The 20,524-nt window shown below is 68.3% G+C and carries 25 protein-coding genes; 6 read left to right on the plus strand and 19 right to left on the minus strand.

What is annotated here, in order from left to right; all coding sequences use genetic code 11:
* Nucleotides 1–14 precede the first annotated feature (14 nt).
* The 7 genes from JI752_RS04710 to JI752_RS04740 form a co-directional block, all read right to left on the minus strand.
* Nucleotides 15–809 carry a thymidylate synthase gene (locus JI752_RS04710; protein WP_216959912.1) on the minus strand — a complete coding sequence of 265 codons (795 nt, stop codon included), beginning with the start codon at nucleotides 807–809 and terminating at the stop codon, nucleotides 15–17.
* 12 nt (nucleotides 810–821) lie between these two features.
* A complete protein-coding gene (gene lgt / locus JI752_RS04715; RefSeq protein ID WP_216959916.1) occupies nucleotides 822–1,700 on the minus strand; it encodes a prolipoprotein diacylglyceryl transferase in 879 nt (292 codons plus the stop codon).
* 162 nt (nucleotides 1,701–1,862) lie between these two features.
* Entirely contained in the window at nucleotides 1,863–2,351 is a 489-nt protein-coding gene (locus JI752_RS04720) for a TPM domain-containing protein (protein ID WP_216959918.1), read from the minus strand.
* A gap of 10 nt (nucleotides 2,352–2,361) precedes the next feature.
* Nucleotides 2,362–3,222 (minus strand): TPM domain-containing protein, encoded by an 861-nt coding sequence (locus JI752_RS04725; RefSeq protein WP_216961798.1) that lies wholly within the window; start codon nucleotides 3,220–3,222, stop codon nucleotides 2,362–2,364.
* Between the two features lie 79 nt (nucleotides 3,223–3,301).
* Nucleotides 3,302–3,949, minus strand: a complete 648-nt coding sequence (locus tag JI752_RS04730) for a LemA family protein (RefSeq protein WP_216959922.1) — start codon at nucleotides 3,947–3,949, stop codon at nucleotides 3,302–3,304.
* 172 nt (nucleotides 3,950–4,121) lie between these two features.
* Complete coding sequence (locus JI752_RS04735; protein ID WP_216959925.1) at nucleotides 4,122–4,856, minus strand: TerC family protein; 735 nt, start codon at nucleotides 4,854–4,856, stop codon at nucleotides 4,122–4,124.
* 17 nt (nucleotides 4,857–4,873) lie between these two features.
* Nucleotides 4,874–5,254, minus strand: a complete 381-nt coding sequence (locus JI752_RS04740) for a diacylglycerol kinase (RefSeq protein WP_216959928.1) — start codon at nucleotides 5,252–5,254, stop codon at nucleotides 4,874–4,876.
* Between the two features lie 298 nt (nucleotides 5,255–5,552).
* Between JI752_RS04740 and JI752_RS04745 the strand changes: the two genes are divergently transcribed.
* Together JI752_RS04745 and JI752_RS04750 are read left to right on the plus strand one after the other, a co-directional pair.
* A complete protein-coding gene (locus JI752_RS04745) occupies nucleotides 5,553–5,855 on the plus strand; it encodes an antibiotic biosynthesis monooxygenase (protein ID WP_216959931.1) in 303 nt (100 codons plus the stop codon).
* A 50-nt stretch (nucleotides 5,856–5,905) separates the two neighbouring features.
* Nucleotides 5,906–6,382 carry a VOC family protein gene (locus JI752_RS04750; RefSeq protein WP_216959934.1) on the plus strand — a complete coding sequence of 159 codons (477 nt, stop codon included), beginning with the start codon at nucleotides 5,906–5,908 and terminating at the stop codon, nucleotides 6,380–6,382.
* 208 nt (nucleotides 6,383–6,590) lie between these two features.
* On the opposite strand, the gene JI752_RS04755 is transcribed toward JI752_RS04750, so the two are convergent.
* Nucleotides 6,591–7,613 carry an isoaspartyl peptidase/L-asparaginase gene (locus tag JI752_RS04755; RefSeq protein ID WP_216959937.1) on the minus strand — a complete coding sequence of 341 codons (1,023 nt, stop codon included), beginning with the start codon at nucleotides 7,611–7,613 and terminating at the stop codon, nucleotides 6,591–6,593.
* Nucleotides 7,614–7,817: 204 nt separating this feature from the next.
* Between JI752_RS04755 and JI752_RS04760 the strand changes: the two genes are divergently transcribed.
* Nucleotides 7,818–8,144, plus strand: a complete 327-nt coding sequence (locus JI752_RS04760) for a hypothetical protein (RefSeq protein WP_216959940.1) — start codon at nucleotides 7,818–7,820, stop codon at nucleotides 8,142–8,144.
* A gap of 10 nt (nucleotides 8,145–8,154) precedes the next feature.
* Here the strand turns inward: JI752_RS04760 and JI752_RS04765 are convergent, their stop codons facing one another.
* The 5 genes from JI752_RS04765 to JI752_RS04785 form a co-directional block, all read right to left on the minus strand.
* A complete protein-coding gene (locus JI752_RS04765; RefSeq protein WP_216959942.1) occupies nucleotides 8,155–9,390 on the minus strand; it encodes an ABC transporter permease in 1,236 nt (411 codons plus the stop codon).
* Nucleotides 9,391–9,451: 61 nt separating this feature from the next.
* A complete protein-coding gene (locus JI752_RS04770; RefSeq protein ID WP_216959945.1) occupies nucleotides 9,452–10,222 on the minus strand; it encodes an ABC transporter ATP-binding protein in 771 nt (256 codons plus the stop codon).
* On the minus strand, nucleotides 10,219–11,778 hold the full coding sequence (locus tag JI752_RS04775; protein WP_216959947.1) for an efflux RND transporter periplasmic adaptor subunit: 1,560 nt from the start codon (nucleotides 11,776–11,778) through the stop codon (nucleotides 10,219–10,221). The genes JI752_RS04770 and JI752_RS04775 overlap by 4 nt, the downstream gene beginning before the upstream one ends.
* A 154-nt stretch (nucleotides 11,779–11,932) precedes the next feature.
* A complete protein-coding gene (locus JI752_RS04780) occupies nucleotides 11,933–13,210 on the minus strand; it encodes a HAMP domain-containing sensor histidine kinase (protein ID WP_216959950.1) in 1,278 nt (425 codons plus the stop codon).
* Nucleotides 13,211–13,226: 16 nt separating this feature from the next.
* Nucleotides 13,227–13,943: a response regulator transcription factor gene (locus JI752_RS04785; protein WP_115843669.1), complete on the minus strand. Its 717-nt coding sequence runs from the start codon at nucleotides 13,941–13,943 to the stop codon at nucleotides 13,227–13,229.
* 108 nt (nucleotides 13,944–14,051) lie between these two features.
* Between JI752_RS04785 and JI752_RS04790 the strand changes: the two genes are divergently transcribed.
* Nucleotides 14,052–14,393, plus strand: a complete 342-nt coding sequence (locus JI752_RS04790) for a DMT family protein (RefSeq protein WP_216959953.1) — start codon at nucleotides 14,052–14,054, stop codon at nucleotides 14,391–14,393.
* Nucleotides 14,394–14,557: 164 nt separating this feature from the next.
* On the opposite strand, the gene JI752_RS04795 is transcribed toward JI752_RS04790, so the two are convergent.
* The 5 genes from JI752_RS04795 to nudE are packed head-to-tail and all read right to left on the minus strand — an operon-like array spanning nucleotide 14,558 to nucleotide 17,401.
* Nucleotides 14,558–14,860 carry a DUF962 domain-containing protein gene (locus JI752_RS04795; RefSeq protein ID WP_216959956.1) on the minus strand — a complete coding sequence of 101 codons (303 nt, stop codon included), beginning with the start codon at nucleotides 14,858–14,860 and terminating at the stop codon, nucleotides 14,558–14,560.
* 23 nt (nucleotides 14,861–14,883) lie between these two features.
* Entirely contained in the window at nucleotides 14,884–15,720 is an 837-nt protein-coding gene (gene mazG / locus JI752_RS04800) for a nucleoside triphosphate pyrophosphohydrolase (RefSeq protein WP_216959958.1), read from the minus strand.
* 40 nt (nucleotides 15,721–15,760) lie between these two features.
* Nucleotides 15,761–16,039, minus strand: a complete 279-nt coding sequence (locus JI752_RS04805; RefSeq protein WP_216959961.1) for a hypothetical protein — start codon at nucleotides 16,037–16,039, stop codon at nucleotides 15,761–15,763.
* Between the two features lie 16 nt (nucleotides 16,040–16,055).
* A complete protein-coding gene (cysQ, locus tag JI752_RS04810; protein WP_216959964.1) occupies nucleotides 16,056–16,853 on the minus strand; it encodes a 3'(2'),5'-bisphosphate nucleotidase CysQ in 798 nt (265 codons plus the stop codon).
* A complete protein-coding gene (gene nudE / locus JI752_RS04815; RefSeq protein WP_216959967.1) occupies nucleotides 16,850–17,401 on the minus strand; it encodes an ADP compounds hydrolase NudE in 552 nt (183 codons plus the stop codon). The genes cysQ and nudE overlap by 4 nt, the downstream gene beginning before the upstream one ends.
* 118 nt (nucleotides 17,402–17,519) lie before the next feature.
* Between nudE and bioA the strand changes: the two genes are divergently transcribed.
* Both bioA and JI752_RS04825 read left to right on the plus strand, forming a co-directional pair.
* Complete coding sequence (bioA, locus tag JI752_RS04820) at nucleotides 17,520–18,938, plus strand: adenosylmethionine--8-amino-7-oxononanoate transaminase (RefSeq protein ID WP_216959970.1); 1,419 nt, start codon at nucleotides 17,520–17,522, stop codon at nucleotides 18,936–18,938.
* Complete coding sequence (locus tag JI752_RS04825; protein ID WP_216959971.1) at nucleotides 18,929–19,666, plus strand: 16S rRNA (uracil(1498)-N(3))-methyltransferase; 738 nt, start codon at nucleotides 18,929–18,931, stop codon at nucleotides 19,664–19,666. The genes bioA and JI752_RS04825 overlap by 10 nt, the downstream gene beginning before the upstream one ends.
* Before the next feature lie 412 nt (nucleotides 19,667–20,078).
* Here JI752_RS04825 and JI752_RS04830 read toward each other — a convergent pair whose 3' ends face one another.
* Nucleotides 20,079–20,429, minus strand: a complete 351-nt coding sequence (locus JI752_RS04830) for a helix-turn-helix domain-containing protein (RefSeq protein WP_254200186.1) — start codon at nucleotides 20,427–20,429, stop codon at nucleotides 20,079–20,081.
* Between the last annotated feature and the right edge of the window lie 95 nt (nucleotides 20,430–20,524).

Here is a 20,524-nt window from a genome sequence, read left to right on the forward strand (position 1 = left end):
CCTCTCCCCTTTGGTTACACCGCCACCGGCGCCTTGATGGCCGGCAGCGGGTTGTAATGCTCGATGGCGATGTCGTCGAAGGTGAAGCCGAAGATGTCCTTCACGTCCGGATTCAACCGTAGCTGCGGCAGCGCGCGCGGCGTGCGCGTGAGTTGTTCGCGCGCCTGGTCGAAGTGGTTCGAGTACAGGTGCGCATCGCCCAGCGTGTGCACGAAATCGCCCACGCCCAGCCCGCACACCTGCGCCACCATGTGCGTGAGCAGCGCGTAGCTGGCGATGTTGAACGGCACGCCCAGGAAGATGTCGCCGCTGCGCTGGTAGAGCTGGCAGCTGAGCTTCCCGTTGGCCACGTAGAACTGGAACATCGTGTGGCACGGCATCAGCGCCATGTGCGGCAGGTCGGCGACGTTCCAGGCCGAGACGATCAGCCGGCGCGAATCGGGATTGCGCTTGATCTCCCCCACGACCCAGCGGATCTGGTCGATCTCGCTGCCGTCGCTGCCGGTCCAGCGGCGCCATTGCTTGCCGTAGACCGGGCCGAGTTCGCCGTCGGCATCGGCCCACTCGTCCCAGATGCTGACCTTGTTGTCCTTCAGGTAGGCGATGTTGGTCTCCCCCTGCAGGAACCACAGCAGCTCGTGCACGATCGAGCGCAGGTGCAGCTTCTTGGTCGTGACCAGCGGGAAGCCTTCGGACAAATCAAAACGCATCTGCCAGCCGAATACGCTGCGCGTGCCGGTGCCGGTGCGGTCGGCCTTGTCGGTGCCGTGTTCCAGCACGTGGCGCAGCAGGTCGAGGTATTGCTTCATCGCGATCTCCGCTTACTTGACCGGCACGAAGGGCTGCGGCTCCAGCGTCGGCTGGCGACGCGACCACCACAACCAGACCAGGCCCAGCGCAATCAGCGGCAGGCTCAGCACCTGCCCCATCGTCAGCCAGCCGAAGGCGAGGTAGCCGATCTGCGCATCGGGCACGCGGACGAACTCCACCAGGAACCGGAAGCAGCCGTACAGCAGCGCGAACAGGCCCGAGACCGCGTAGCGCGGTCGCGGCTTGCTCGAGAACCACCACAGGGCGAGAAACATCACCAGCCCCTCCAGCGCCGCCTGGTACAGCTGCGAAGGATGGCGCGCGAAGCGGTCCAGCGCGCCGGTCGCGAACTGTGCCTGCAACTGCGGCAGGCTCATCCCCGCGAACTCGGCTTCAGCGCGCGGAAAGATCACGCCCCAACCGGCCTGCGTGTACTTGCCCCAGAGCTCGCCGCCGATGTAGTTCCCCAGCCGGCCGAAGCCCAGTCCCGGCGGCACCAGCGGTGCGAGGAAATCGACCGTGTCCATCAGGTGCAGCTTGTGGCGATGCGACCACCACCATGCCGCCGCGACAACGCCGATCAGGCCGCCGTGGAAGCTCATGCCGCCTTCCCAGATGCGGAACAGCATGAGCGGGTCCTTCAACAGATCGCTGAAGGAATAGAAGAAGACATAGCCCAGCCGACCGCCCAGCACGACGCCGAGCATCGCGTAGAACAGCAGGTCGCCGTAGGACTGCTCGTTGACGCCCGGCAAGCGCCCGGCGCGCACGCGCAGGCGGCCCAGCCACCAGGCCGTGCCGAAGCCCAGCAGGTACATGATCCCGTACCAGTGCACCTGCAGCGGGCCGAGGTGGAAGGCGATCGGGTCGATCTGGTGCAGAACGGTCATGCGGCGGCTCGCGGAGGCGTCGCCGTATTGTGCCCGACGCGGACGGGCGACGGATTGCCGCAGATGCCGGCGGGTCTTCGCCGACAGCGTCCGTTCCGAGACGGTTCCGTAACGATCCCCCTCCCCCTTGGCACAGGCCCGGGTTCGACGGACTGCGCGACCTCACAGCACGTAAGGCAGGTCCGGCAGCTCGTTGACGTCGTGCGCGCCGTCCTCGCGCGGGAAGTGCTCGACCAGGATGGCGGTCATCGCCGCCACCCCCGCCAGCACGCCGGCTTCGGCCTCGCCCGCGCGCAGGCGTTCCTCGATCAGCTGGCACACGCCGCGCCATTGTTCGTCGCTGACGCGCCCCTGGAAGCCACGGTCGGCGACGATCTCGATCCGGTGGTCCGCCAGCAGCAGGTACAGCAGGACGCCATTGTTCGCGTGCGTGTCCCACACGCGCAGTTGGGCGAAGGCCTCGTGCGCACGGTCGCGCGCCTGCGCACCGGACAGCACCGCGCGCGGATGCAGGCCCGGTTCGACGGCGAAACAGATCTCGCCGGTGTGCAGCAGCTCGCTGTCGGCAATGGCCCGCGTGATGCGCTGCAGGCTGTCGCCGGGGAACAGGCGCTTGGCCGAGGGGGCGAACAGGTGCTTGAAGACTCTCATCGCCCGCTCCTCACCAGCTGCCGGAGGCGCCACCGCCTCCGCTCATGCCGCCGCCACCGCCCCAGCCGCCTCCGCCGCCGAAGCCCCCACCGCCACCGCCAAAGCCACCGCCGCCCCAACCGCCTCCGCCCCAGCCCCCGTAACCGCGATCGCGCGCATAGCGACCGGTCGGCACCGCGGCCAGGCCGAAGAAGAAACCGATCAGCGCGCCGATGCCGCCGACGACCAGCACCGAGGAAATCAGCCACGCCACGCCGCCCGCGGCCGCGCCGCCGATCAGGCCGCGCAGCAGCGACGGCGCGCGCCCGAAGATGCCGCGCGCCACCTGCGCGACGATGAACGCCACGAACAGCGCGATCAGCCATCCGCTGCCGCCACCGCGGCGTTCGGCGCGGTGGTCGGTCATCGGCGCCGGCAGCGGCTCGCCGTCGATCAGTTTCACCAGCGCCGCGCTCGCGTCGGTGATGCCGCCGCGGTAATCGCCCGCGCGGAATTTCGGCACGAGGTATTCCTGGATCACCCGCGCGGAGGTCGCGTCGGGAATCGCGCCTTCCAGCCCGTACCCGACTTCGATGCGCACGCGCCGGTCGTCCTTCGCGACCACCAGCAGCACGCCGTCATCGACGCCCTTGCGCCCGATCTTCCACTGCTCGAAGGCACGCACCGAGTACTGCGCGATGTCCTCCGGCATCGTGGTCGGCACCACCAGCACCTGCAGCTGGCTGCCCTTGCGCTGCTGCAACGCGAGCGCCTGCGTTTCCAGCTGCTGCTCCGTCGCGGCGTCGAGCGTGCCGGTGGTGTCGATCACCGGCGAATCCAGCGGCGGAATCGGCGCCAGCTGCTGCGCCTGCGCGAAGGCGCAGGCGAGCATCAGCACGAGCGCGGCTACGGGCGCGCGCAGCACCGAGAAAACACGCCGGACATTCACGATGCGGCTCCGCGCCCGCGCATCAGCCATTCGACGGCGCGGGCTGCGGCGGCGGCGGGGTCTGCTGCGGTTGCGGCGGCTGCGCCGGCGCACCGAAGTCCACCTTCGGCGCGTCCTGGATCTGCGCTGCGTTCTCGACCGTGAAGTTGGGCTTGGGCTTGTAGCCGAAGACCATCGCGGTGAGGTTGGTCGGGAACTGGCGGATGTAGGTGTTGTAGTCCTGCACCGTCTGGATGTAACGCTGGCGTTCCACCGTGATGCGGTTCTCGGTGCCTTCCAGCTGCGCCTGCAATTGCAGGAAGTTCTGGTCGGCCTTGAGCTGCGGGTAGTTCTCGCTGACCACCAGCAGGCGGCCGATGGCGCTCTGCAGTTCGCCCTGCGCCTGCTGGAACTGCGCCAGCGACGCCGGATCGTTGGCGTTGACGTTGATGCTGCCCACGCGCGAACGCGCCTCGGTGACCTGCGTGAGCACCTGCTGCTCGTGGCTGGCGTAGCCCTTCACGGTCGCCACGAGGTTGGGCACCAGGTCGGCGCGGCGCTTGTAGACGTTGAGCACCTGCGACCAGGCGGCGTTCACCGCTTCGTCCTTCTGCTGGATGGTGTTGTAACCGCAGCCGCTCAACATCGCGACCGCAACGACCAGCACGAACGCTTGCACCAGACGGACCATGGGGGAACTCCTTCCGTGACGTTGGCCGGCATTGCACCACTGCACCGTGCGGCGCGCAATGGAGACGATGTGCACGCCCGCGCGAACGTTACGGGCGCGTTAGTGCGCCTGCGCAAACGAAAACGGCCTTCCCGTAGGAAGGCCGTTCGCGGCGACACCGGTGGGTGCGCGCTTATTCCGGCTGCAGGCGTGCCTGCGCGCGGCGCTTGGACCACAGGTTCAGGCACTCCACCAGCGCCGAGAAGCCCATCGCGCCGTAGATGTAGCCCTTCGGGATGTGCAGCTCGAAGCCGTCGGCGACCAGGTACACGCCCACCAGCACGATGAAGGCCAGCGCCAGCATCTTGATGGTCGGGTTGTGGTCGATGAACTGGCCCAGCGGCTTGGAGGCCAGCAGCATCACCGCCACGGCAAGCAGGATCGCCGCCACCATCACCGGCGTGTGGTTGGCCATGCCGACCGCGGCGATCACCGAGTCCAGCGAGAACACGATGTCGATCACCGCGATCTGCGCGATCACGGCCATGAACGAGGCCTTGGGCTTGGTGTGGATGTCCTCTTCCTCGGACTCGCCGACGATGAGGTCCTTGATCTCCATCGTGCCCTTCACCAGCAGGAACGCGCCGCCCAGGATCAGCACCAGGTCGCGCACCGAGATGCCCTGGCCGAGCACGGTGAACAGGTCGTTGGTCAGTCCCGCCAGCCACGCCAGCGTCAGCAGCAGCGCGATTCGCGTGATGCACGCCACCGCGATGCCGAACTTGCGCGCCTTCTCGCGCTGCGCGTACGGCAGCTTGCTGACCGCAATGGAGATGAAGACGAGGTTGTCGATGCCGAGCACGATTTCGATCGCGCTCAAGGTCACGAGGGTGATCCACACATGCGGATCGGTCAGCAGCTCAATCACTTCGGGTTCCTACCTGGTCAGATCAGTCGGGGCAGCAGGATCGCGCCCCAGGTCAGCACTACGTTCATCATCACCACGAACACCGCGGCCGAGCCCATGTCCTTGGCGCGGCCGGCCATCTCGTGGAATTCGGCGCCATAGCGTTCGATCACCGCCTCAACCGCCGAGTTGAGCAGTTCCACGCTCAGCACCAGCAGCATCGAGCCGATCATCAGCACGCGCTCCACCGGGGTTTGTCCGAGCCACCAGCCCACCGGGGCCAGGATGACGAACAGGTAGACCTCCAGGCGGAAGGAGGATTCGTGCAGCCATGCGGCGCGCAGGCCCTGCATGGACCACATGGTGGCTTTGGCGATGCGCGCGGGACCGCGCGGCAGGTGTCCGAATTCGTCGGCCATGCGTGAGACTCAGGCCGCGTACCGGGCGCGAACCCGGCCTGGCACCACGGAAGCCGGACGGGGATTCCCGGACGGCGTGCACACGGCTTGGGTCGGATCTGCGATCGGCATGGAGGCGTTCGTGGACGTGAAGGGGTCGCGGGCGGGCCGCGACTGGGGGCCGATTTTGCCACAAAGCCCCGCCCTCGCCCCGGGCCGTCGGTTGGGGCCGGGCGCTGTCATGCCCCCGTAGCGGCTTCTTCGCGCCCCGTTAGCGACGCACGGCCTAGGCTGAGCGGCCCGTCCGGAGCGCTTCGCCATGTCCCGCTGCGCGTTGCTGGCCCGCCTGGAAGCCAAACCCGGCAAGGAAGAGGAGCTCGAACGGTTCCTGCGCGGCGCCCTGCCGCTCGCCGAAGCCGAGCCCGGAACGCGGACCTGGTTCGCGCTGCGCTTTGGCCCGACGTCGTTCGGCATCTACGACACCTTCGACACCGAGGCCGGTCGCCAGGCGCACCTGGACGGGCCGATCGCCGCGGCGTTGATGGAGCGCGCCGACGAGCTGCTGTCGCGCCCCCCGCAGATCGACCGCGTCGACCTGCTCGCCAGCAAGCTGCCGCACTGATCCCACCCCGGGGCGGCGCGTGCCGCCCACCCCCGACCATGGAGGCCGAGATGAGCGTTCCCGCTACGCCCGAGGGTTACCACAGCGTCACCCCGTACCTGGTTGTCGACGACGCGAAGGCGGCGCTCGACTTCTACCGCGACGCGCTCGGCGCGGAAGAGATCTTCCGCCTGCCGATGGGCGACAAGATCGGCCATGCGGAAATCCGCATCGGCAATTCCATGCTGATGTTGTCGGACGAATGGCCGGACATGGACGCCTACGGCCCCAAGCACCGCGGCGGCGCGACCGCCACGTTCGTCATCTACGTGCCGGACGTGGATGCGTCGTTCGACCGCGCGGTGAAGGCCGGCGCCAAGGTCGACCGCCCGCTCAACAACGAGGCCTGGGGCGACCGCATGGGCACCGTGGTGGATCCGTTCGGGCACAAGTGGAGCCTGGCGACGCACATCGAGGACGTGTCGCCGGAGGAACTCAAGCGGCGCATGGACGAGTGGATGAAGCAGCAGGCGGGGCTGACCGCCTAGCGCGCCCCCCATTGCGATGCCGGCAAAGCCCCTCTCCCACCGGGAGAGGGGTTGGGGTGAGGGGCAACGAAGTGGCGGCGATGCCGCTCGTAATGCATCGCCGCGCTTGCCGATGTTCGCCAAATGGGTGGTGCGGCTGTGCGTCCGCCGGAATGACGAGATGCGGTGGCAGGCGTGATGCCGGCCTACGCCGGGATGACGGTAGCCTTCACTCGCCTTCGTGAATCGCCGTCCCGCGACTGCCATCGGGCTTGATCCACCCGCGGAACATGCTGCCGCTGTTGAACGGCATCGCGATGTTGCCGTCCTTGTCCAGCGCGATCGCGCCGCCGTCGCCGCCCGCGGCCGGCACGACCTTGTTCACCACCTCGTTCGCGGCGACCTCGAGCGAATCGCCGCGATACGCCATGCGCGCGCAGATGTCGTGCGCGACCGCGTTGCGGATGTAGAACTCGCCCCAGCCCGTGCCCGACACGCCGCAGCGGTCGTCCGCCCAGGTACCCGCGCCGATGATCGGCGCGTCGCCCACGCGGCCCCACTTCTTGTTGGTCATGCCACCGGTGCTGGTGGCGGCGGCGATGTGCCCCTGCGCATCCAGGGCGACCGCGCCGACGGTGCCGAAATACGTCGGCGCTTCCATCGTCCCGTTGTACGCCTCGCGCTTGCCCTTGGCGGCTTCCTCGCGCTGCGCCTTCTCCAGCTGCTGGCGACGCTTGTCGGTGTCGAAGTAGCTGTTGGGCACGCGTTCGATCTCCGGATGCGCGTCCGCGAAGGCTTCCGCTCCGCCACCGGCGAGCATCACGTGCGGGCTCTTCTCCATCACCGTGCGCGCGAGCTTGATCGGATTCTTGATTGTCGTGACGCCCGCCACGGCGCCCGCGCGGCGCGTGTGCCCTTCCATGATCGAAGCGTCGAGCTCGTGCCCGCCCTTGGCGTTGAACACCGCGCCCTTGCCGGCGTTGAACTGCGGCGCGTCCTCCATCACCACGACAGCGGCGGTCACCGCATCGAGCGCGGAACCGCCGCGCTGCAGCACGGCGTTGCCGGCGTCCAGCGCGCGGTTCAACGCCGCATGGTAGGCGCGGCGCTCCTCGTCGCTGATCGCGTCCTTCGGCACGAAACCCGCGCCGCCGTGGATGACCAGCGCCGTCTTCGGCGTGGCGGAGGATTCGGCGGCGTGAGCGTTGAAGGTCATGGCGATGAGAGCAAGCATCGGGATGAACAGGCGCATGCGAGCGGAGACCGTGATCAGGGCCCTCGAGAATAGCGTCTGAGGAGGCTTTTCAGACATATCCGATGGCCGCGGCTCACCGCCACCCCCGATGCTGGCAGCCTTCGCGCAACGAGTGATTTCGCCAAGCGCAGACGAACAACCCGCTCAGGTTACGGCGCATTCCACGCGCGCGCCGGCCCCCACACCCAAGGAGCCCGAGTCATGCATCCCATTCTCGTAACCTTGCTCGTCGTGGGCGCGGGCGACTACACGCCCCCACCGCCGGAGGCGCCCGAATGGGCGTACTACCAATGCATGATCGAAAACTCCAGCAAGTACGCGCGCAAGACATCGCTGGCGGAAGAGGCGATCACTGCGGCTCGGGCGTCGTGCCATTCCCTGCGTGAGGAACTTCTGGCCCGCTTGTACATGGACGCCTACGAATTCCAGAATTCGGAAAGCAGCAAGCGTTCGTCGGCACACTTGCTGCGCAGGATCGATGGCCAGCTGTACCCGTTCTTCGTCAAGGCGGCGCTCGATTCGAAGTAGTGCACAACGGCTACTGCTGCCGCAACGCCTCGATCGGATCCAGCTGCGAAGCCTTGCGCGCCGGGTAATAGCCGAAGAACAGGCCGGTCATGATCGAGAACGTGGCGGCCAGCGCGATCACCTGGCCGTTGAGCGCCACCGGCAGGTCGCTGAACTTCCCGACCAGCAGCGCGCCCGCCACGCCGATGACGATGCCCAGCACGCCGCCGCCCAGCGAAAGCAACATCGCCTCGGCGAGGAACTGCCGGCGCACATCCGCCGGACCTGCACCGACCGCCATGCGCAGGCCGATCTCGCGGATTCGCTCGGTCACCGAGACCAGCATGATGTTCATGATGCCGATGCCGCCGACGATCAACGAGATCGTCGCCACCGCGCCGAGCAGCAGCGACATCAGCCGCGTCGTCGCCGTGCGCGTGGCGACGATCTCGGAAATGTTGCGAACGTTGAAGTCGTCTTCCTCGCCCGGCTTGATGCGATGGCGCTGGCGCAGCAGGCCCTCCACTTCGCCCTGCGCGTAGGACAGGTCCTTCGCGTCGGACACGGTCAGCGCGATCTGCATCACCGCGCCCGACGGCAGGCCCATCGCGCCCATCAGGCGGCGGCGCGCGGTTTCCAGCGGCACCATCACCACATCGTCCTGGTCCTGGCCGAACCCGCCCTGCCCCTTCGGCTTGAGCGTGCCGACCACGGTGAACGGCACGCGGCCCAGGCGGATCGTCTGACCGATGCCCGGCTCGTCGCCGAACAACGTGCGCCGCACCGTTTCGCCCAGGATCACGGTCTTGCCTGCGCTGGTGTAGTCCTGCGCATCGAAGCCCTGGCCGTTGGCGATCACCCAACCGTTGATGTCGAAGAAGTCCGCCTGCACGCCCTGCCAGCTGGTGGAGGCGTTGTTCTCCGCGTACACCACCTGCGTGTTGCCGCGCAGCGCGCCGGCGACGTACTGCACTTCGGGGATCTCGCTGCGGATCGCGTCGACGTCGCCCTCATTGAGCGTGAAAAAGCTCGCCGAGCTCATGCGCACGCCGCCACCGCCACGGCCCGCGCCGGGGCTGATGTCCAGGCGCTGCGAGCCCAGGCCGGAGACCATCTTGTCGATTTCCTGCTGCGTGCCCTGCCCCACCGACACCATCACGATCACCGCCGCGATGCCGATGATCACGCCCAGCGAAGTCAGCGCGCTGCGCATCCAGTTGCCGCGCAACGCGTAGATGGCGGTGCGCAGGATGTCGGAGAAGTTCATGGTGTGTGGCCGGGATTCGTGATTCGGGATTCGGGATTCGCAAAAGCGGGGCTCAGGAGCGTCATGGCGCTTCTCCCAATCCCGAATCCCGACTCCCGAATCCCGGCTCTTCATGCATCTGGCCATCGCGCATCACGTAGATGCGGTCGGCGTGCGCGGCCACGTCGGCGTCGTGGGTGATCAGCACCACGGTGTGGTCCTCGTCGCGCAGCCGCTTGAACAACGCGAGGATCTCCTCGCCGGTCTTGCTGTCGAGCGCGCCGGTGGGTTCGTCGGCGAGCAGGATCGGCGGCCGGTTGATCAGCGCGCGCGCGATCGCCACGCGCTGCTGCTGACCGCCGGAGAGTTCGCTCGGACGATGGCCGACGCGCTCGCCCAGGCCCACCGCGACCAGCGCCTCGCGCGCACGCTCGATGCGCTCGTGCGGCGGCACGCGCGCGTAGCCCAGCGGCATCGCCACGTTGTCCAGCGCGCTCATGCGCGGCAGCAGGTTGAAGCCCTGGAAGACGAAGCCGATCTTGTCCAGACGCAGCGTCGCCAGTTCCTCGGCGTCGAGCGTGGACACGTCCACGCCGTCGCATTCGTAGCTGCCCGAGGTGGGCGTATCCAGGCAGCCGATCAGGTTCATCAGGGTCGATTTGCCCGAGCCCGACGGCCCCATGATCGCGACGAACTCGCCGCGGTCGATGCGCAGGTCCACGTCGCGCAGCGCCTGCACTTCGGCCTCGGTGTGCGCGGAGTAGGTCTTGCACAGCGCACGGGTGAGGATGACCGGCGTCGCCGCCGGCGCGCGCGCCGTGCGCCCGATTGCGTCGTCGCGGGTCCCGCTCATTCGCGCGCCTTCTCGCCGGTGACGATCGGGTCGCCGGCCTTCAGGCCGCCGCCGGAGATCTCCGTGCTGGTGCCATCGCTGGGCCCCAGGCGCACGGTCACCGCAACGGGCTGGCCGCCGTCGAGCTTGTAGAGCTGCACGCGCTTGGCGTTGAACAGGCCCGACAGCGTGGCGTCCCACTGCTTCTTCTGCGCGTCGTCGAGCGAAGCGCGGAAGGTGCCGAAGTCTTCCTTGAAGCGCTCGGCCATGCGCTGACGCATCTGCGCCTGGTTGTTGCCAGAACCGGGGCCGCCCATCACCACCATGCCGCCCGGACCGCCGCGACCACCACCACCGCCACCGAACAGGCGGTTGCCGCCGCCCTGCTGCGTCGCCTGCGCCTGGCGCGCGGCCTGGCGTGCGCGGACGGCCTCGATCGCGGTGTCGAAGGCCGCCTGCTGGTCGGCGTTCAACTTCATCGCGGTGGCCGTGCGCGTCAGATCGTCCAGCATGCCCGTGCCGCCGCGCGGGCCACCGGCCTGCGGCGCCGCGCCCGGTGCGTTCTGGCCGGCATCCGCGGGCTTGTAGCGCAGCGCGGCATTGGAGACCTTCAGCACGTCGTCGCGCTGGCTGACTTCGATTTCGGCGTTGACCGTGAGGCCCGGCAGCAGCGTGCCGTCACTGTTGTCGACGGTGACGACGACGGGATAAGTCACCACGTTGTTCGTCGTCGTGGCCGACAGGCGGACCTGCTCGACGGTGCCGCGGAACTGGCGGTCCGGGAACGCATCGACGGTGAAGGAGACGTTCTGCCCGGCCTTGACCTGGCCGATGTCGGCCTCGTCCACCGCCAGTTCGATCTTCATCTTCGCCAGATCCTCGGCGATGGTGAACAACTCCGGCGCCTGCAGGCTGGCCGCGACCGTCTGGCCGGGCTCGATGCTGCGCGTGAGCACCACGCCGTCCACCGGCGAGCGGATCACGGTGCGATCCAGGTTCACCTGCGTGGTCTGCGTGGACGCGGTCTGCTGGCGGATCGAGGCCTGCGCCGCGTTGACCTGTGCGCGGGCCTGGTCAAGCGTGGCCTTCGCCAGGTCGACATCGCTGCGCGCGACCAGCTGACGCGCGCCGAGGTCGGCCTTGCGCTTGTAGTCCAGCTCGGCGTTGAGCAGCGTCGCCTGCGCCTGGTTGAGCGAGGCGTGCGCACTGGCGATCTGCGCGTTGCCCTGGGCGATCTGTGCCTCGTAGGTCTTCGGGTCGATGCGGGCGATGATCTGGCCCTTCTTCACCTCGTCGTTGTAGTCCACCAGTACGTCGGTGACCTGACCGGACACCTGGCTGCCGACGGTGACGGTGGAGATCGCGCTGAGCGTGCCGGTGGAGGAGATCGCGACGCGGATGTCGCCGCGTTCCACCGGCACGGTGCGATAGGCCCCGGCGGAGGCTTCCGCGCCGCGCTGGCGATAGAAATAGACGCCGCCCGCCACGACGGCGAGCACCACGGCGGCGGCGATGCCATGGCGGATCCAGGGCGTGGGCTTGCGGGCGTTGCGGGACGACGGGCGGGCTGCGCTCATGAGGCTCGCTTCAAGGGTTCTGCCGGCGCAAACGCACCGGGGGCGCCTGCGTTGACAACCGCGGCGCCGATTCGTTCATTGGAGGATCGTGTCACGGCCGCCACCGGCGGCCAACGTTAAGGATGCACGAACGCACGTTCGCGTCGCGGGGCGATCAACGCGCGAAGCGGATCACCGCCGTCGTGCCCTGCCCCGGCGCGCTGGCCAGGCTCACCGGCCAGCCGAAGCGTTCGCCCAGGCGTCGCACGATCGACAACCCCATGCCCTTGCCGTCGCTGTCGGCCGAATCGGCGCGGAAGAACGGGTCGAACGCCTTGGCCAGGATTTCCGGCGACATGCCGATGCCGCTGTCGCGGATCACCACGCGGTCGGGCATCAGGCGGATTTCGATCTCGCCCGATTCGGTGAACCGCACCGCGTTGCCCAGCAGGTTGCCGACCATTACCCGCAGCACGTGCGGCGGTGCGATCAGGCGCGGGGCGCCTTCGTCGTGCAGGCTCACGCTCACCGGGCGATCGCTCAGCAACGGGCGGATGCGATCCACTTCGGCGCTCACGATGTCGCGCACCTCGAACTCCTCGCTCTGCGGCGCCACGTCGGCCTCGCGCGCGAGGATGAGGAAGGCCTCGATCACCGCCTCCATGTCGCGCCCCGCCTGCTGGATGCGCGAAAGCGAACGCCGCGTGCGCGGGCTGTTCTCGTTGTCGGCCAGCATCAGATCGGTGGCGACGCGGATGACGGTGAGCGGCGTGCGCAGTTCGTGGCTGGCGTCGCGGGTGAAGTTGCGCTCGCGCTGGACGAAATCGCCCACGCGCTGCGACAACCCGGTGAGCGCGCGCGAGAGCTTGCGCACTTCATCGCCCGCCTCGGCCGGCAGGTGCGCGGTGGCGATCGCGCTGGCATCGGGATCGCGCGGGTCCCAGTGCGCGACCTGGTTCGCCAGCCAGCTCACCGGCGTGACCATGCGCTTGGACGTGCGGTACGTCAGCCAGATCAGCACGCCGCTGGTCACCAGCGACAGCAACAGCGAGACCAGGCCGGTGAACAACACCGACTGGTCCGCCAGCCACGCCGAGAAGATCAGGTACAAGGTGCCCTGCGGTCGGCGGTCGACGTAGACCAGCCGCCCGCTTTCCGGCAGGCGCTGCACGCCCGTGCCGGTGACGTCGCGCAGCTCGGCCGGCAGTTGCGGTTGCAGGTTGCCCGGGATCACCAGGTAGCTCGACATCGTCGAGCTGCTGGGCAGCCGATGCGTCGGGTCCTGTTCGTAGGCGCGCCAGAACGCCGCCGCCTCCTGCGCCACGCGCTGCTCCACGACCTTCTGGCGCACGACGATGCCGGTGAGCAGGATGCCCACCGTGATCACGATGCTGCCGATCAACGCCTGCGTGATGAACGCAAGTTTGATCCTGCGCGGAAGTCCGTGCGCCATGGCGTTCCCGCGCCGCCTACTCGGGCGGCTGCGATATGTCGGCCACGCGATAACCCGCGCTCTGCACGGTGTGCAGCAGCTGCTTGTCGAACGGCTTGTCGATGGTCTTGCGCAGGTTGTAGAGGTGACTGCGCAGCGTGTCCGAGTCGGGCAGCCCGTTGCCCCAGATCTCGCGTTCGATCTCCTGCCGGCTGACCACGCGCGGCGATTCGCGCATGAGGATCGTCAGCAGGCGAAGTCCGATGGGCGAGAGCTGCAACTCGCTGCCGCCGCGAGTGACGCGCAGGCTGGCCGGATCGAGCACCAGGTCGGCGACCTTCAGCACTTCGCCGCCGACCTGCCGGCGCTCGCGGCGGATCAGGGCGCGCAGGCGCGCTTCCAGTTCCTGGATCGCGAACGGCTTGGTCAGGTAATCGTCGGCCCCGGCGCCCAGTCCGGTGAGCTTCTCGTCCAGCGTGTCACGCGCGGTGAGCATCAGCACCGGCGTGGACTTGCGGGCCTCTTCGCGCAGCTTCTTGCACAGCTCCACGCCGTCCATGCGCGGGAGCATCAAGTCGAGCACGATGACGTCGTAGTTGTTCTCCGTCGCCAGGCGATAACCGTCGAGGCCGTCGCTGGCATAGTCGACTTCGAACCCCCGGCCTTCGAGGTATTCGCCGACCATTTCCGAGATGTTGCGGTTGTCTTCGACAATGAGGACCAGGCCGCCGTCCCTTGTTCCGGTACCCTGCATGCAAAAACCCTCCCGACGCTTCAGCTTTGTGAAGGCTGCCGGGCCGCCGGTGGAGGGACCGTGAAGGCCCACCACAAAACCTGAACGAAACCCTAGCGATTCCTTCTCATGCCCCTGGACCGCATCCTCCCCATCGCCCTGCTGCTGGGCTCGAACATCTTCATGACCTTCGCCTGGTACGGGCACCTGAAGTACAAGTCCGCGCCGCTGATGCTGGCGATCTTCGCCAGCTGGGGCATCGCGTTCTTCGAGTACTGCCTGATGGTGCCCGCCAACCGGATGGGCAGCTCAGTCTACTCGGCGCCCCAGCTCAAGGGCATGCAGGAGGTCATCACCCTGCTGGTCTTCGCGGGCTTCTCGGCCTGGTACCTGGACCAGCCGCTGAAGTGGAACCACTGGGCCGGCTTCGCGCTGATCGCGGTGGCGGCGTGGTTGATCTTTCTGGAGTGAGGTCCGGTGTTGGCCTTCTCCCCTTGCGGGAGAAGGTGCCGACGGGCGGAAGAGGGCGCGCGCAGCGCGGACTTGTGCCCCCTCTCCCTGGCCGCATTCGGCGGCCTGTCCCTCTCAGCTCTGCACTCCCTTCGGTCGCCGAAAGGGGAGAGGGAAAACAGAAATCAGAACCGTATCCTCCCGCTCAAGATGTCCTTGAACATCACCCAGTCGCCGACGAACGAATAGAACGGGTGCTTGAACGTCGCCGGCCGGTTCTTCTCGAAGAAGAAGTGCCCGACCCAGGCGAAACCGTAGCCGCACACCAGCGCCGCCAGCAGCCACCACGCATTGCGCTGCACGATCGCGGTCGCCAGCAGCGCCAGCACCCCGCAACTGCCGATGAAATGCAGTCGCCGGCTGGTGCGGTGGCTGTGTTCGCTGAGGTAGAACGGGTAGAACTCGCGGAAGCTGGCGAAGCGCGACATGTCGTCCTCCGTGGCCTGACCGCTCAGGCCTTTTCGGCGGCCTTGGCGCGATCCCAGAGGCGATCCTGCGCTTCCAGCGAAAGCCCGGCAAGCGGGGTCCCGTCGGCCTCGGCCAGCGCCTCCATCGCGCGGAAGCGGCGCTCGAACTTGAGGTTCGCCCGGCGCATCGCCGCGCCCACGTCCACCTGCGCATGACGCGCAAGGTTGGCACAGACGAACAGCACATCGCCGATCTCGTCCTCCAGCCGGTCCCGCGCCGCGGCGTCCTGCGGATCGGCGTCCAGTGCAGCGAACTCCACCCGCACCTCGTCGATCTCCTCGTGCAGCTTGGCGATCACCGGCGTGACGTCGGGCCAGTCGAAGCCCACGCGCGCGGCGCGCTTCTGCAATTTCACCGCGCGCTGCCACTCGGGCAGGCCGCGCGCGATGCCGGCGAGCGCGGAACGGTCCTCATGGCCGCTGGCCTCGCGCTCGCGGCGCTTCTGTTCTTCCCATGCGACGGTCTGCGCGTCCGCGTCCTCGACCGACGCATCGCCGAAGACATGCGGATGCCGGCGCACCATCTTGTCGCAGATCGCCGCGACCACGTCGCCGAACGCGAATGCGCCCTGCTCGTTCGCCATCTGCGCATGGAAGACCACCTGCAGCAGCAGGTCGCCCAGTTCGTCCTTCAGATCGACCAGGTCGCCGCGGTCGATCGCGTCGGCGACTTCGTACGCTTCCTCGATCGTGTACGGCGCGATCGTGGCGAAGTCCTGCTCCAGGTCCCACGGGCACCCGCCGTTCGGGTCGCGCAGGCGGGCCATGATGTTCAAAAGGGTATGGACATCACGGAAATCGAAGCTACTGAGTGACGTCATCGCAGTTCACGGAGTCAGGGAAGCGAACCCGAACAGTACGTCATCCAATGCCGTCCTGCGGTGCTGCTTTATCGGCAATGGCATGCGCCTGGGCGTCCTTCTTCTTGTCCAGCCACTCGGTGCGGAGCATCCAATACACCAAAGCCACGGACACGCCGTACCAACCGAAGAACAAGATACCGGCCAAGAGGACGAGGACTGCTTCCGCCGCCGCACGCCATCCGGACTGCTGTGCAGCCAGATGCGAGCGCCCGACAACAAGCGTCGGTCCCAAGATGAGTATCAGCACGACAACAAGCATGATCAATGTGATGGGCATGGCGCGCGCAGCTGGATCAGGAAGTGATCCATTCTTGCCACGGCAGCGACCGATCGCCCAACGCGACGAAGTCGCCGTTGAGGATCCGCTCGCGCTGGTTGTAGCGGAACGGTCGGCCCTGCGGATCCAGCACCGCGCCGCCCGCGCCTTCCAGCACGCACTGGCCGGCGGCGGTGTCCCATTCGCTGGTCGGGCCGAAGCGCGGATACACGTCGAGCGTGCCGTCGGCGAGCTTGCAGAACTTGAGCGACGAACCCAGCCCCAACGGCTCCGTCTCGCCCATGCGGTCGATGAAGGCCTGCGTGCGCGTGTCGCGGTGCGAACGGCTGGCGGCCACGCGCAGCGGCGCGGTCGCCGGCGCGCGGACGTGCAATGCCGATTCCTGCGTGCCTTTGCGAAGGAACGCGCCCAGCTCGGCGCCGCCGTGCCACAGCTCGCCCGTCACCGGCGCCTGCACCACGCCGAACACGGCCACGCCGTCCTCGATCAGCGCGATGTTCACCGTGAACTCACCGTTGCGCTTGACGAACTCGCGCGTGCCGTCGAGCGGATCGACCAGCCAAAGCCGCGACCACTGGCGGCGCATCGCCGTCGGCACTTCGTGCGCGGATTCCTCCGACAACACGGGAATGTCCGGCGTGATGCGCGCCAGTCCATCGACGATGCAGCGGTGCGCGGCCAGGTCGGCGGCGGTGAGCGGCGAATCGTCGTCCTTGTGCTGGACGGCGAACTCGCTGTCGTAGATGCCCAGGATCGCGGAAGCGGCGTCGTGCGCCAGCGCGATCACCTCCTCGCGCAGTGCGGCAGGAATCATTGCGTGTGCGTCCTCAGCCATTCGCGGGCGATGAAAAGGGCGGCGATGCTGCGGCCTTCGGAGAAGTCCTCGCGCAGGATCAGCTCGTGCAGACGATCGAGCTTCCACGGCACCACTTCGAGTTCCTCCGGCTCATCGCCCGGCAGGCGCTCGGGATAGAGATCGCGCGCCAGCACCAGGTGCGCCTGGTGGCTCATGTACGTGGGCGCCAGCGTGAGCGCGCGCAGCACCTGGATGTCGCGCGCGCCGTAGCCGGCTTCTTCCTTCAGCTCGCGGTCGGCGGCCTGGACGGGCGTCTCGCCGGCGTCGATGCGGCCTTTCACCAGGCCCAGTTCGTAACGGTGCACGCCGGCCGCGTACTCGCGCACCAGCAGCACGGTCTCATCGTCCAGCATCGGCACCACCACGACCGCGCCGTGGCCGCGTCCATGCAAGCGCTCGTAATGGCGGCGCTCGCCGTTGGCGAACTCCAGGTCGAGGCGTTCGAGCCGGTACGGTCCGGCATCGTGTTCGGTGATGCGATGGATGGTGGGCAGGCGACGCGACATGCGGGATTCCGGAAGGGATGCTGGCCCGCGTGGCGCTCGGCATTGGATGCCCGCGTACTGCGGCGGACATCTGGACCTCGGCCCGGGCCGGCCCGGTGTGCGGGGCTAGAATGGCGGGATGCAGCGATTCGACAACATCATAGCGCGCGCCGACGCGGACGCCGTCGCAGACACCTGGCGCGAGCGCGACCTCGCCGTGCTCTGGCACCCGTGCACGCAGATGCGCGAACACCCCCACACCCTTCCCCTGCTCCCGATCGAACGGGGTGAAGGCGCCTGGCTGGTCGGACGCGACGGCCGTCGCTACCTCGATGCCATCAGCAGCTGGTGGACCAACCTGTTCGGCCACGCCGAGCCGCGCATCGCCGCGGCCATCGCCCGGCAGGCCACCACGCTCGAACATGTGATCCTCGCCGGCGTCTCGCACGCGCCGGCGGTGGAGCTGGCCGAGAAGCTGCTCGCCATCGCCCCGCGCGAGGCGGGCCGCGAACCGCTGGCGAAGGTGTTCTACGCCGACAACGGCTCGGCGGGCGTGGAAGTCGCGCTGAAAATGGCCTTCCACTGGTTCCGCAACCGCGGCATCGAAGGACGCACCAAGTTCATCGCGCTCGACAACGGCTATCACGGCGAAACGCTGGGCGCGCTGGCGGTCGGCGACATCCCGCTCTACCGCCGCGTGTATGCGCCGCTGCTGGCCGAAGCGCTGTTCGCGCCCTCGCCCGACGCCTACCTGTGCGAGCCGGGCGAATCGCCCGCCGATCGCGCGCAGCGCGCCGCCGATGCGCTGGCGACGCTGCTGGAACGCCATGCCGGCGAGGTCTGCGCGCTCATCATGGAGCCGCGCGTGCAGTGCGCCGGCGGAATGCGCATGCACGATCCGCGGTACCTCAGGCGCGTGCGCGAGTTGTGCGATGCGCACGGCGTGTTCCTGATCGCCGACGAGATCGCCGTGGGTTTCGGCCGCACCGGGACGTTGTTCGCATCGGAGCAGTCGGGCGTGCAGCCGGACCTGATGTGCCTGTCGAAAGGCCTCACCGGCGGCGCGCTGCCGCTGGCGGCCGTGCTGGCGACGCAGTCCATCTACGACGGCTTCCTCGACGATTCGCGCGAGAAGGCCTTCCTGCATTCGCACAGCTACACCGGCAATCCGCTGGCGTGCGCGGCGGCGCTCGCGTCCATGTCGATCCTGGAGGAGGACGACGTGATCGCGCGCAACCGCGGAACCGCCGCGCGCATGGCCGCGTTGTCGGCGCCCTTCAGCGATCACCCGCACGTCGCCGACGTGCGCCAGGCCGGCATGATCGTCGCGTTCGAGCTGACGCAGAACGGCGACAAGCGCACGCCCTTCGATGCCGCCGCGCGCATCGGCCTGCGCGCCTACCGCGCCGCCCTGCAACGCGGCGTGCTGCTGCGTCCGCTGGGCGACGTGCTGTACTGGATGCCGCCGTACTGCGTCGACGACGACGCATTGCGCCTGCTTGCCGACACCACGCGCGCGGCCATCGACCACGCCATCGAGGAGGCCGCATGCGCCTGACCCGCGTCCATGTCGACGAACCGCTGCGCGCCGGCGCGGAGATCGCCCTGCCCGAAAGCGCCGCCGCCCACCTGGGCCGCGTGCTGCGCTTGGGCGTGGGCGATGCCTGCGTGCTGTTCAATGGCGACGGCCACGACTACGCCGCGCGCATCGTCGCGATGAGCAAGCGCGAGCTGCGCGTGGCGATCGACTCGGCCGAATCGGTGTCGCGCGAATCGTCGTTGAAGCTCGTGCTGCTGCAGGGCGTGGCGCGCGGCGAGAAGATGGACCTGATCCTGCAGAAGGCGACGGAACTGGGCGCGACCGCGTTCCATCCGCTGTGGTCGCAGCGCAGCGAAGTGAAGCTGGACGAAGCACGCGCGGAGAAGCGCCTGGCGCACTGGCGCAGCGTGGTGTCGTCGGCGTGCGAACAGAGCGGACGCGCGTTCGTGCCGGACGTCGCCGCACCGGTGTCGCTGGCGGCGGCGCTGGGGTCGCTCGAGACCGGTGGAACAAGGCTGATCCTCGATCCCGACGGCGAGTTCGCGTTCGGCACGCTGGCGTTCGATGCATCCCAGCCCGTGTACCTCGCCATCGGCCCGGAAGGCGGCTGGTCGCCGCAGGATCGCGAGCAACTGCGCGCGAGCGGATTCCATGGGCTGCGACTGGGCCCGCGCATCCTGCGCACGGAAACGGCCGGACTGGCGGCCATCGCGGCCTTGCAGGCGCGCTTCGGGGATTTCGCCTGAGGCATCGAAGCGGCGCCGATGCGCGCGCCGCTCCCGTTCCGCACCGCCGGGGCGAACTCCGCGCCCCGGCGATGCATCCACGCGCGGCATTCCCTGCGGGCCCGGGCGCTTCCGTCATCGCCCTGCCCCGCGCCGCGTGACGGCGACGGGTGCGGTCGCGTCCCTGCGTCGTCCTCTCCACACCCGTCGCACGGATTCGTCGAACCGACGTCCATGCGGGTCGTCTGTTCCAGCGAACGCGCGACCTTCGCAGCACAGGCCTGTGCCTTCGCGGCCGATGCGTTAAGCGCTACTGCCCTTCCCCACCCGTATCGGCCGCAGCGGCGATGCACGTGCGGCGGACAGCCTTCGTGGCCAGGCTGCGCTCAGTCCTGCTATCCGGACAGCGCGGCGAAGCGCACGCGCACCGCTTTCAGCCGGCCAGCAGCTCGATCACGCGCACGACGGCCTCGCGCTTGTGCCCGCTGACGCGGCGCAGGCTCTCCAACGCGCGGCTTTCGACGTCGTCGCGCGCGTAGTCCTGCATGGTCACGGCGGTGTCGAGCGCGCCCGCCTCCGGGTGCGATTCACCGCGTCCCGTCGCCAGCCACTCGAAGTACACCTGCGTCTCGCACGCGATCTGCGCCAGGTGCGCGACGCTGGGGTGCGTGCCGGCGTCGCGCTCCCACTGCGTGACGGCGCTGCGCTGCACCCCCAGCCGCCTCGCGAGTTCCGCCTGCGTGAGGCGTGCGGCGACGCGCGATCTCCGGATCCTCGAAGACATGGAGTACATGATCGACCCTCCAGGTTGGCCCTCCAGACTGGAGACAACGCAAGTACTGCTGCCCGGCAGGACAGGCCCGCGAGGCCGGCAGATGA

This window comes from Lysobacter sp. MMG2 (genome assembly GCF_016735495.2).
In the GTDB taxonomy this organism is placed as follows: Bacteria; Pseudomonadota; Gammaproteobacteria; order Xanthomonadales; family Xanthomonadaceae; genus Lysobacter_J.

What these genes read in the sequence shown, in the direction of transcription:
- JI752_RS04710 (WP_216959912.1), bottom strand. Translation starts at nt 809, where the DNA reads ATGAAGCAATACCTCGACCTGCTGCGCCACGTGCTGGAACACGGCACC.
- JI752_RS04775 (WP_216959947.1), bottom strand. Translation starts at nt 11,778, where the DNA reads ATGAGCGCAGCCCGCCCGTCGTCCCGCAACGCCCGCAAGCCCACGCCC.
- JI752_RS04805 (WP_216959961.1), bottom strand. Translation starts at nt 16,039, where the DNA reads ATGCCCATCACATTGATCATGCTTGTTGTCGTGCTGATACTCATCTTG.
- JI752_RS04795 (WP_216959956.1), bottom strand. Translation starts at nt 14,860, where the DNA reads ATGTCGCGCTTCGCCAGCTTCCGCGAGTTCTACCCGTTCTACCTCAGC.
- bioA (WP_216959970.1), top strand. Translation starts at nt 17,520, where the DNA reads ATGCAGCGATTCGACAACATCATAGCGCGCGCCGACGCGGACGCCGTC.
- JI752_RS04790 (WP_216959953.1), top strand. Translation starts at nt 14,052, where the DNA reads ATGCCCCTGGACCGCATCCTCCCCATCGCCCTGCTGCTGGGCTCGAAC.
- JI752_RS04825 (WP_216959971.1), top strand. Translation starts at nt 18,929, where the DNA reads ATGCGCCTGACCCGCGTCCATGTCGACGAACCGCTGCGCGCCGGCGCG.
- JI752_RS04755 (WP_216959937.1), bottom strand. Translation starts at nt 7,613, where the DNA reads ATGCGCCTGTTCATCCCGATGCTTGCTCTCATCGCCATGACCTTCAAC.
- lgt (WP_216959916.1), bottom strand. Translation starts at nt 1,700, where the DNA reads ATGACCGTTCTGCACCAGATCGACCCGATCGCCTTCCACCTCGGCCCG.
- JI752_RS04770 (WP_216959945.1), bottom strand. Translation starts at nt 10,222, where the DNA reads ATGAGCGGGACCCGCGACGACGCAATCGGGCGCACGGCGCGCGCGCCG.
- JI752_RS04740 (WP_216959928.1), bottom strand. Translation starts at nt 5,254, where the DNA reads ATGGCCGACGAATTCGGACACCTGCCGCGCGGTCCCGCGCGCATCGCC.
- JI752_RS04745 (WP_216959931.1), top strand. Translation starts at nt 5,553, where the DNA reads ATGTCCCGCTGCGCGTTGCTGGCCCGCCTGGAAGCCAAACCCGGCAAG.
- nudE (WP_216959967.1), bottom strand. Translation starts at nt 17,401, where the DNA reads ATGTCGCGTCGCCTGCCCACCATCCATCGCATCACCGAACACGATGCC.
- JI752_RS04720 (WP_216959918.1), bottom strand. Translation starts at nt 2,351, where the DNA reads ATGAGAGTCTTCAAGCACCTGTTCGCCCCCTCGGCCAAGCGCCTGTTC.
- JI752_RS04750 (WP_216959934.1), top strand. Translation starts at nt 5,906, where the DNA reads ATGAGCGTTCCCGCTACGCCCGAGGGTTACCACAGCGTCACCCCGTAC.
- JI752_RS04765 (WP_216959942.1), bottom strand. Translation starts at nt 9,390, where the DNA reads ATGAACTTCTCCGACATCCTGCGCACCGCCATCTACGCGTTGCGCGGC.
- JI752_RS04830 (WP_254200186.1), bottom strand. Translation starts at nt 20,429, where the DNA reads ATGTCTTCGAGGATCCGGAGATCGCGCGTCGCCGCACGCCTCACGCAG.
- JI752_RS04730 (WP_216959922.1), bottom strand. Translation starts at nt 3,949, where the DNA reads ATGGTCCGTCTGGTGCAAGCGTTCGTGCTGGTCGTTGCGGTCGCGATG.
- JI752_RS04760 (WP_216959940.1), top strand. Translation starts at nt 7,818, where the DNA reads ATGCATCCCATTCTCGTAACCTTGCTCGTCGTGGGCGCGGGCGACTAC.
- JI752_RS04725 (WP_216961798.1), bottom strand. Translation starts at nt 3,222, where the DNA reads ATGCTCGCCTGCGCCTTCGCGCAGGCGCAGCAGCTGGCGCCGATTCCG.
- mazG (WP_216959958.1), bottom strand. Translation starts at nt 15,720, where the DNA reads ATGACGTCACTCAGTAGCTTCGATTTCCGTGATGTCCATACCCTTTTG.
- JI752_RS04780 (WP_216959950.1), bottom strand. Translation starts at nt 13,210, where the DNA reads ATGGCGCACGGACTTCCGCGCAGGATCAAACTTGCGTTCATCACGCAG.
- JI752_RS04785 (WP_115843669.1), bottom strand. Translation starts at nt 13,943, where the DNA reads ATGCAGGGTACCGGAACAAGGGACGGCGGCCTGGTCCTCATTGTCGAA.
- cysQ (WP_216959964.1), bottom strand. Translation starts at nt 16,853, where the DNA reads ATGATTCCTGCCGCACTGCGCGAGGAGGTGATCGCGCTGGCGCACGAC.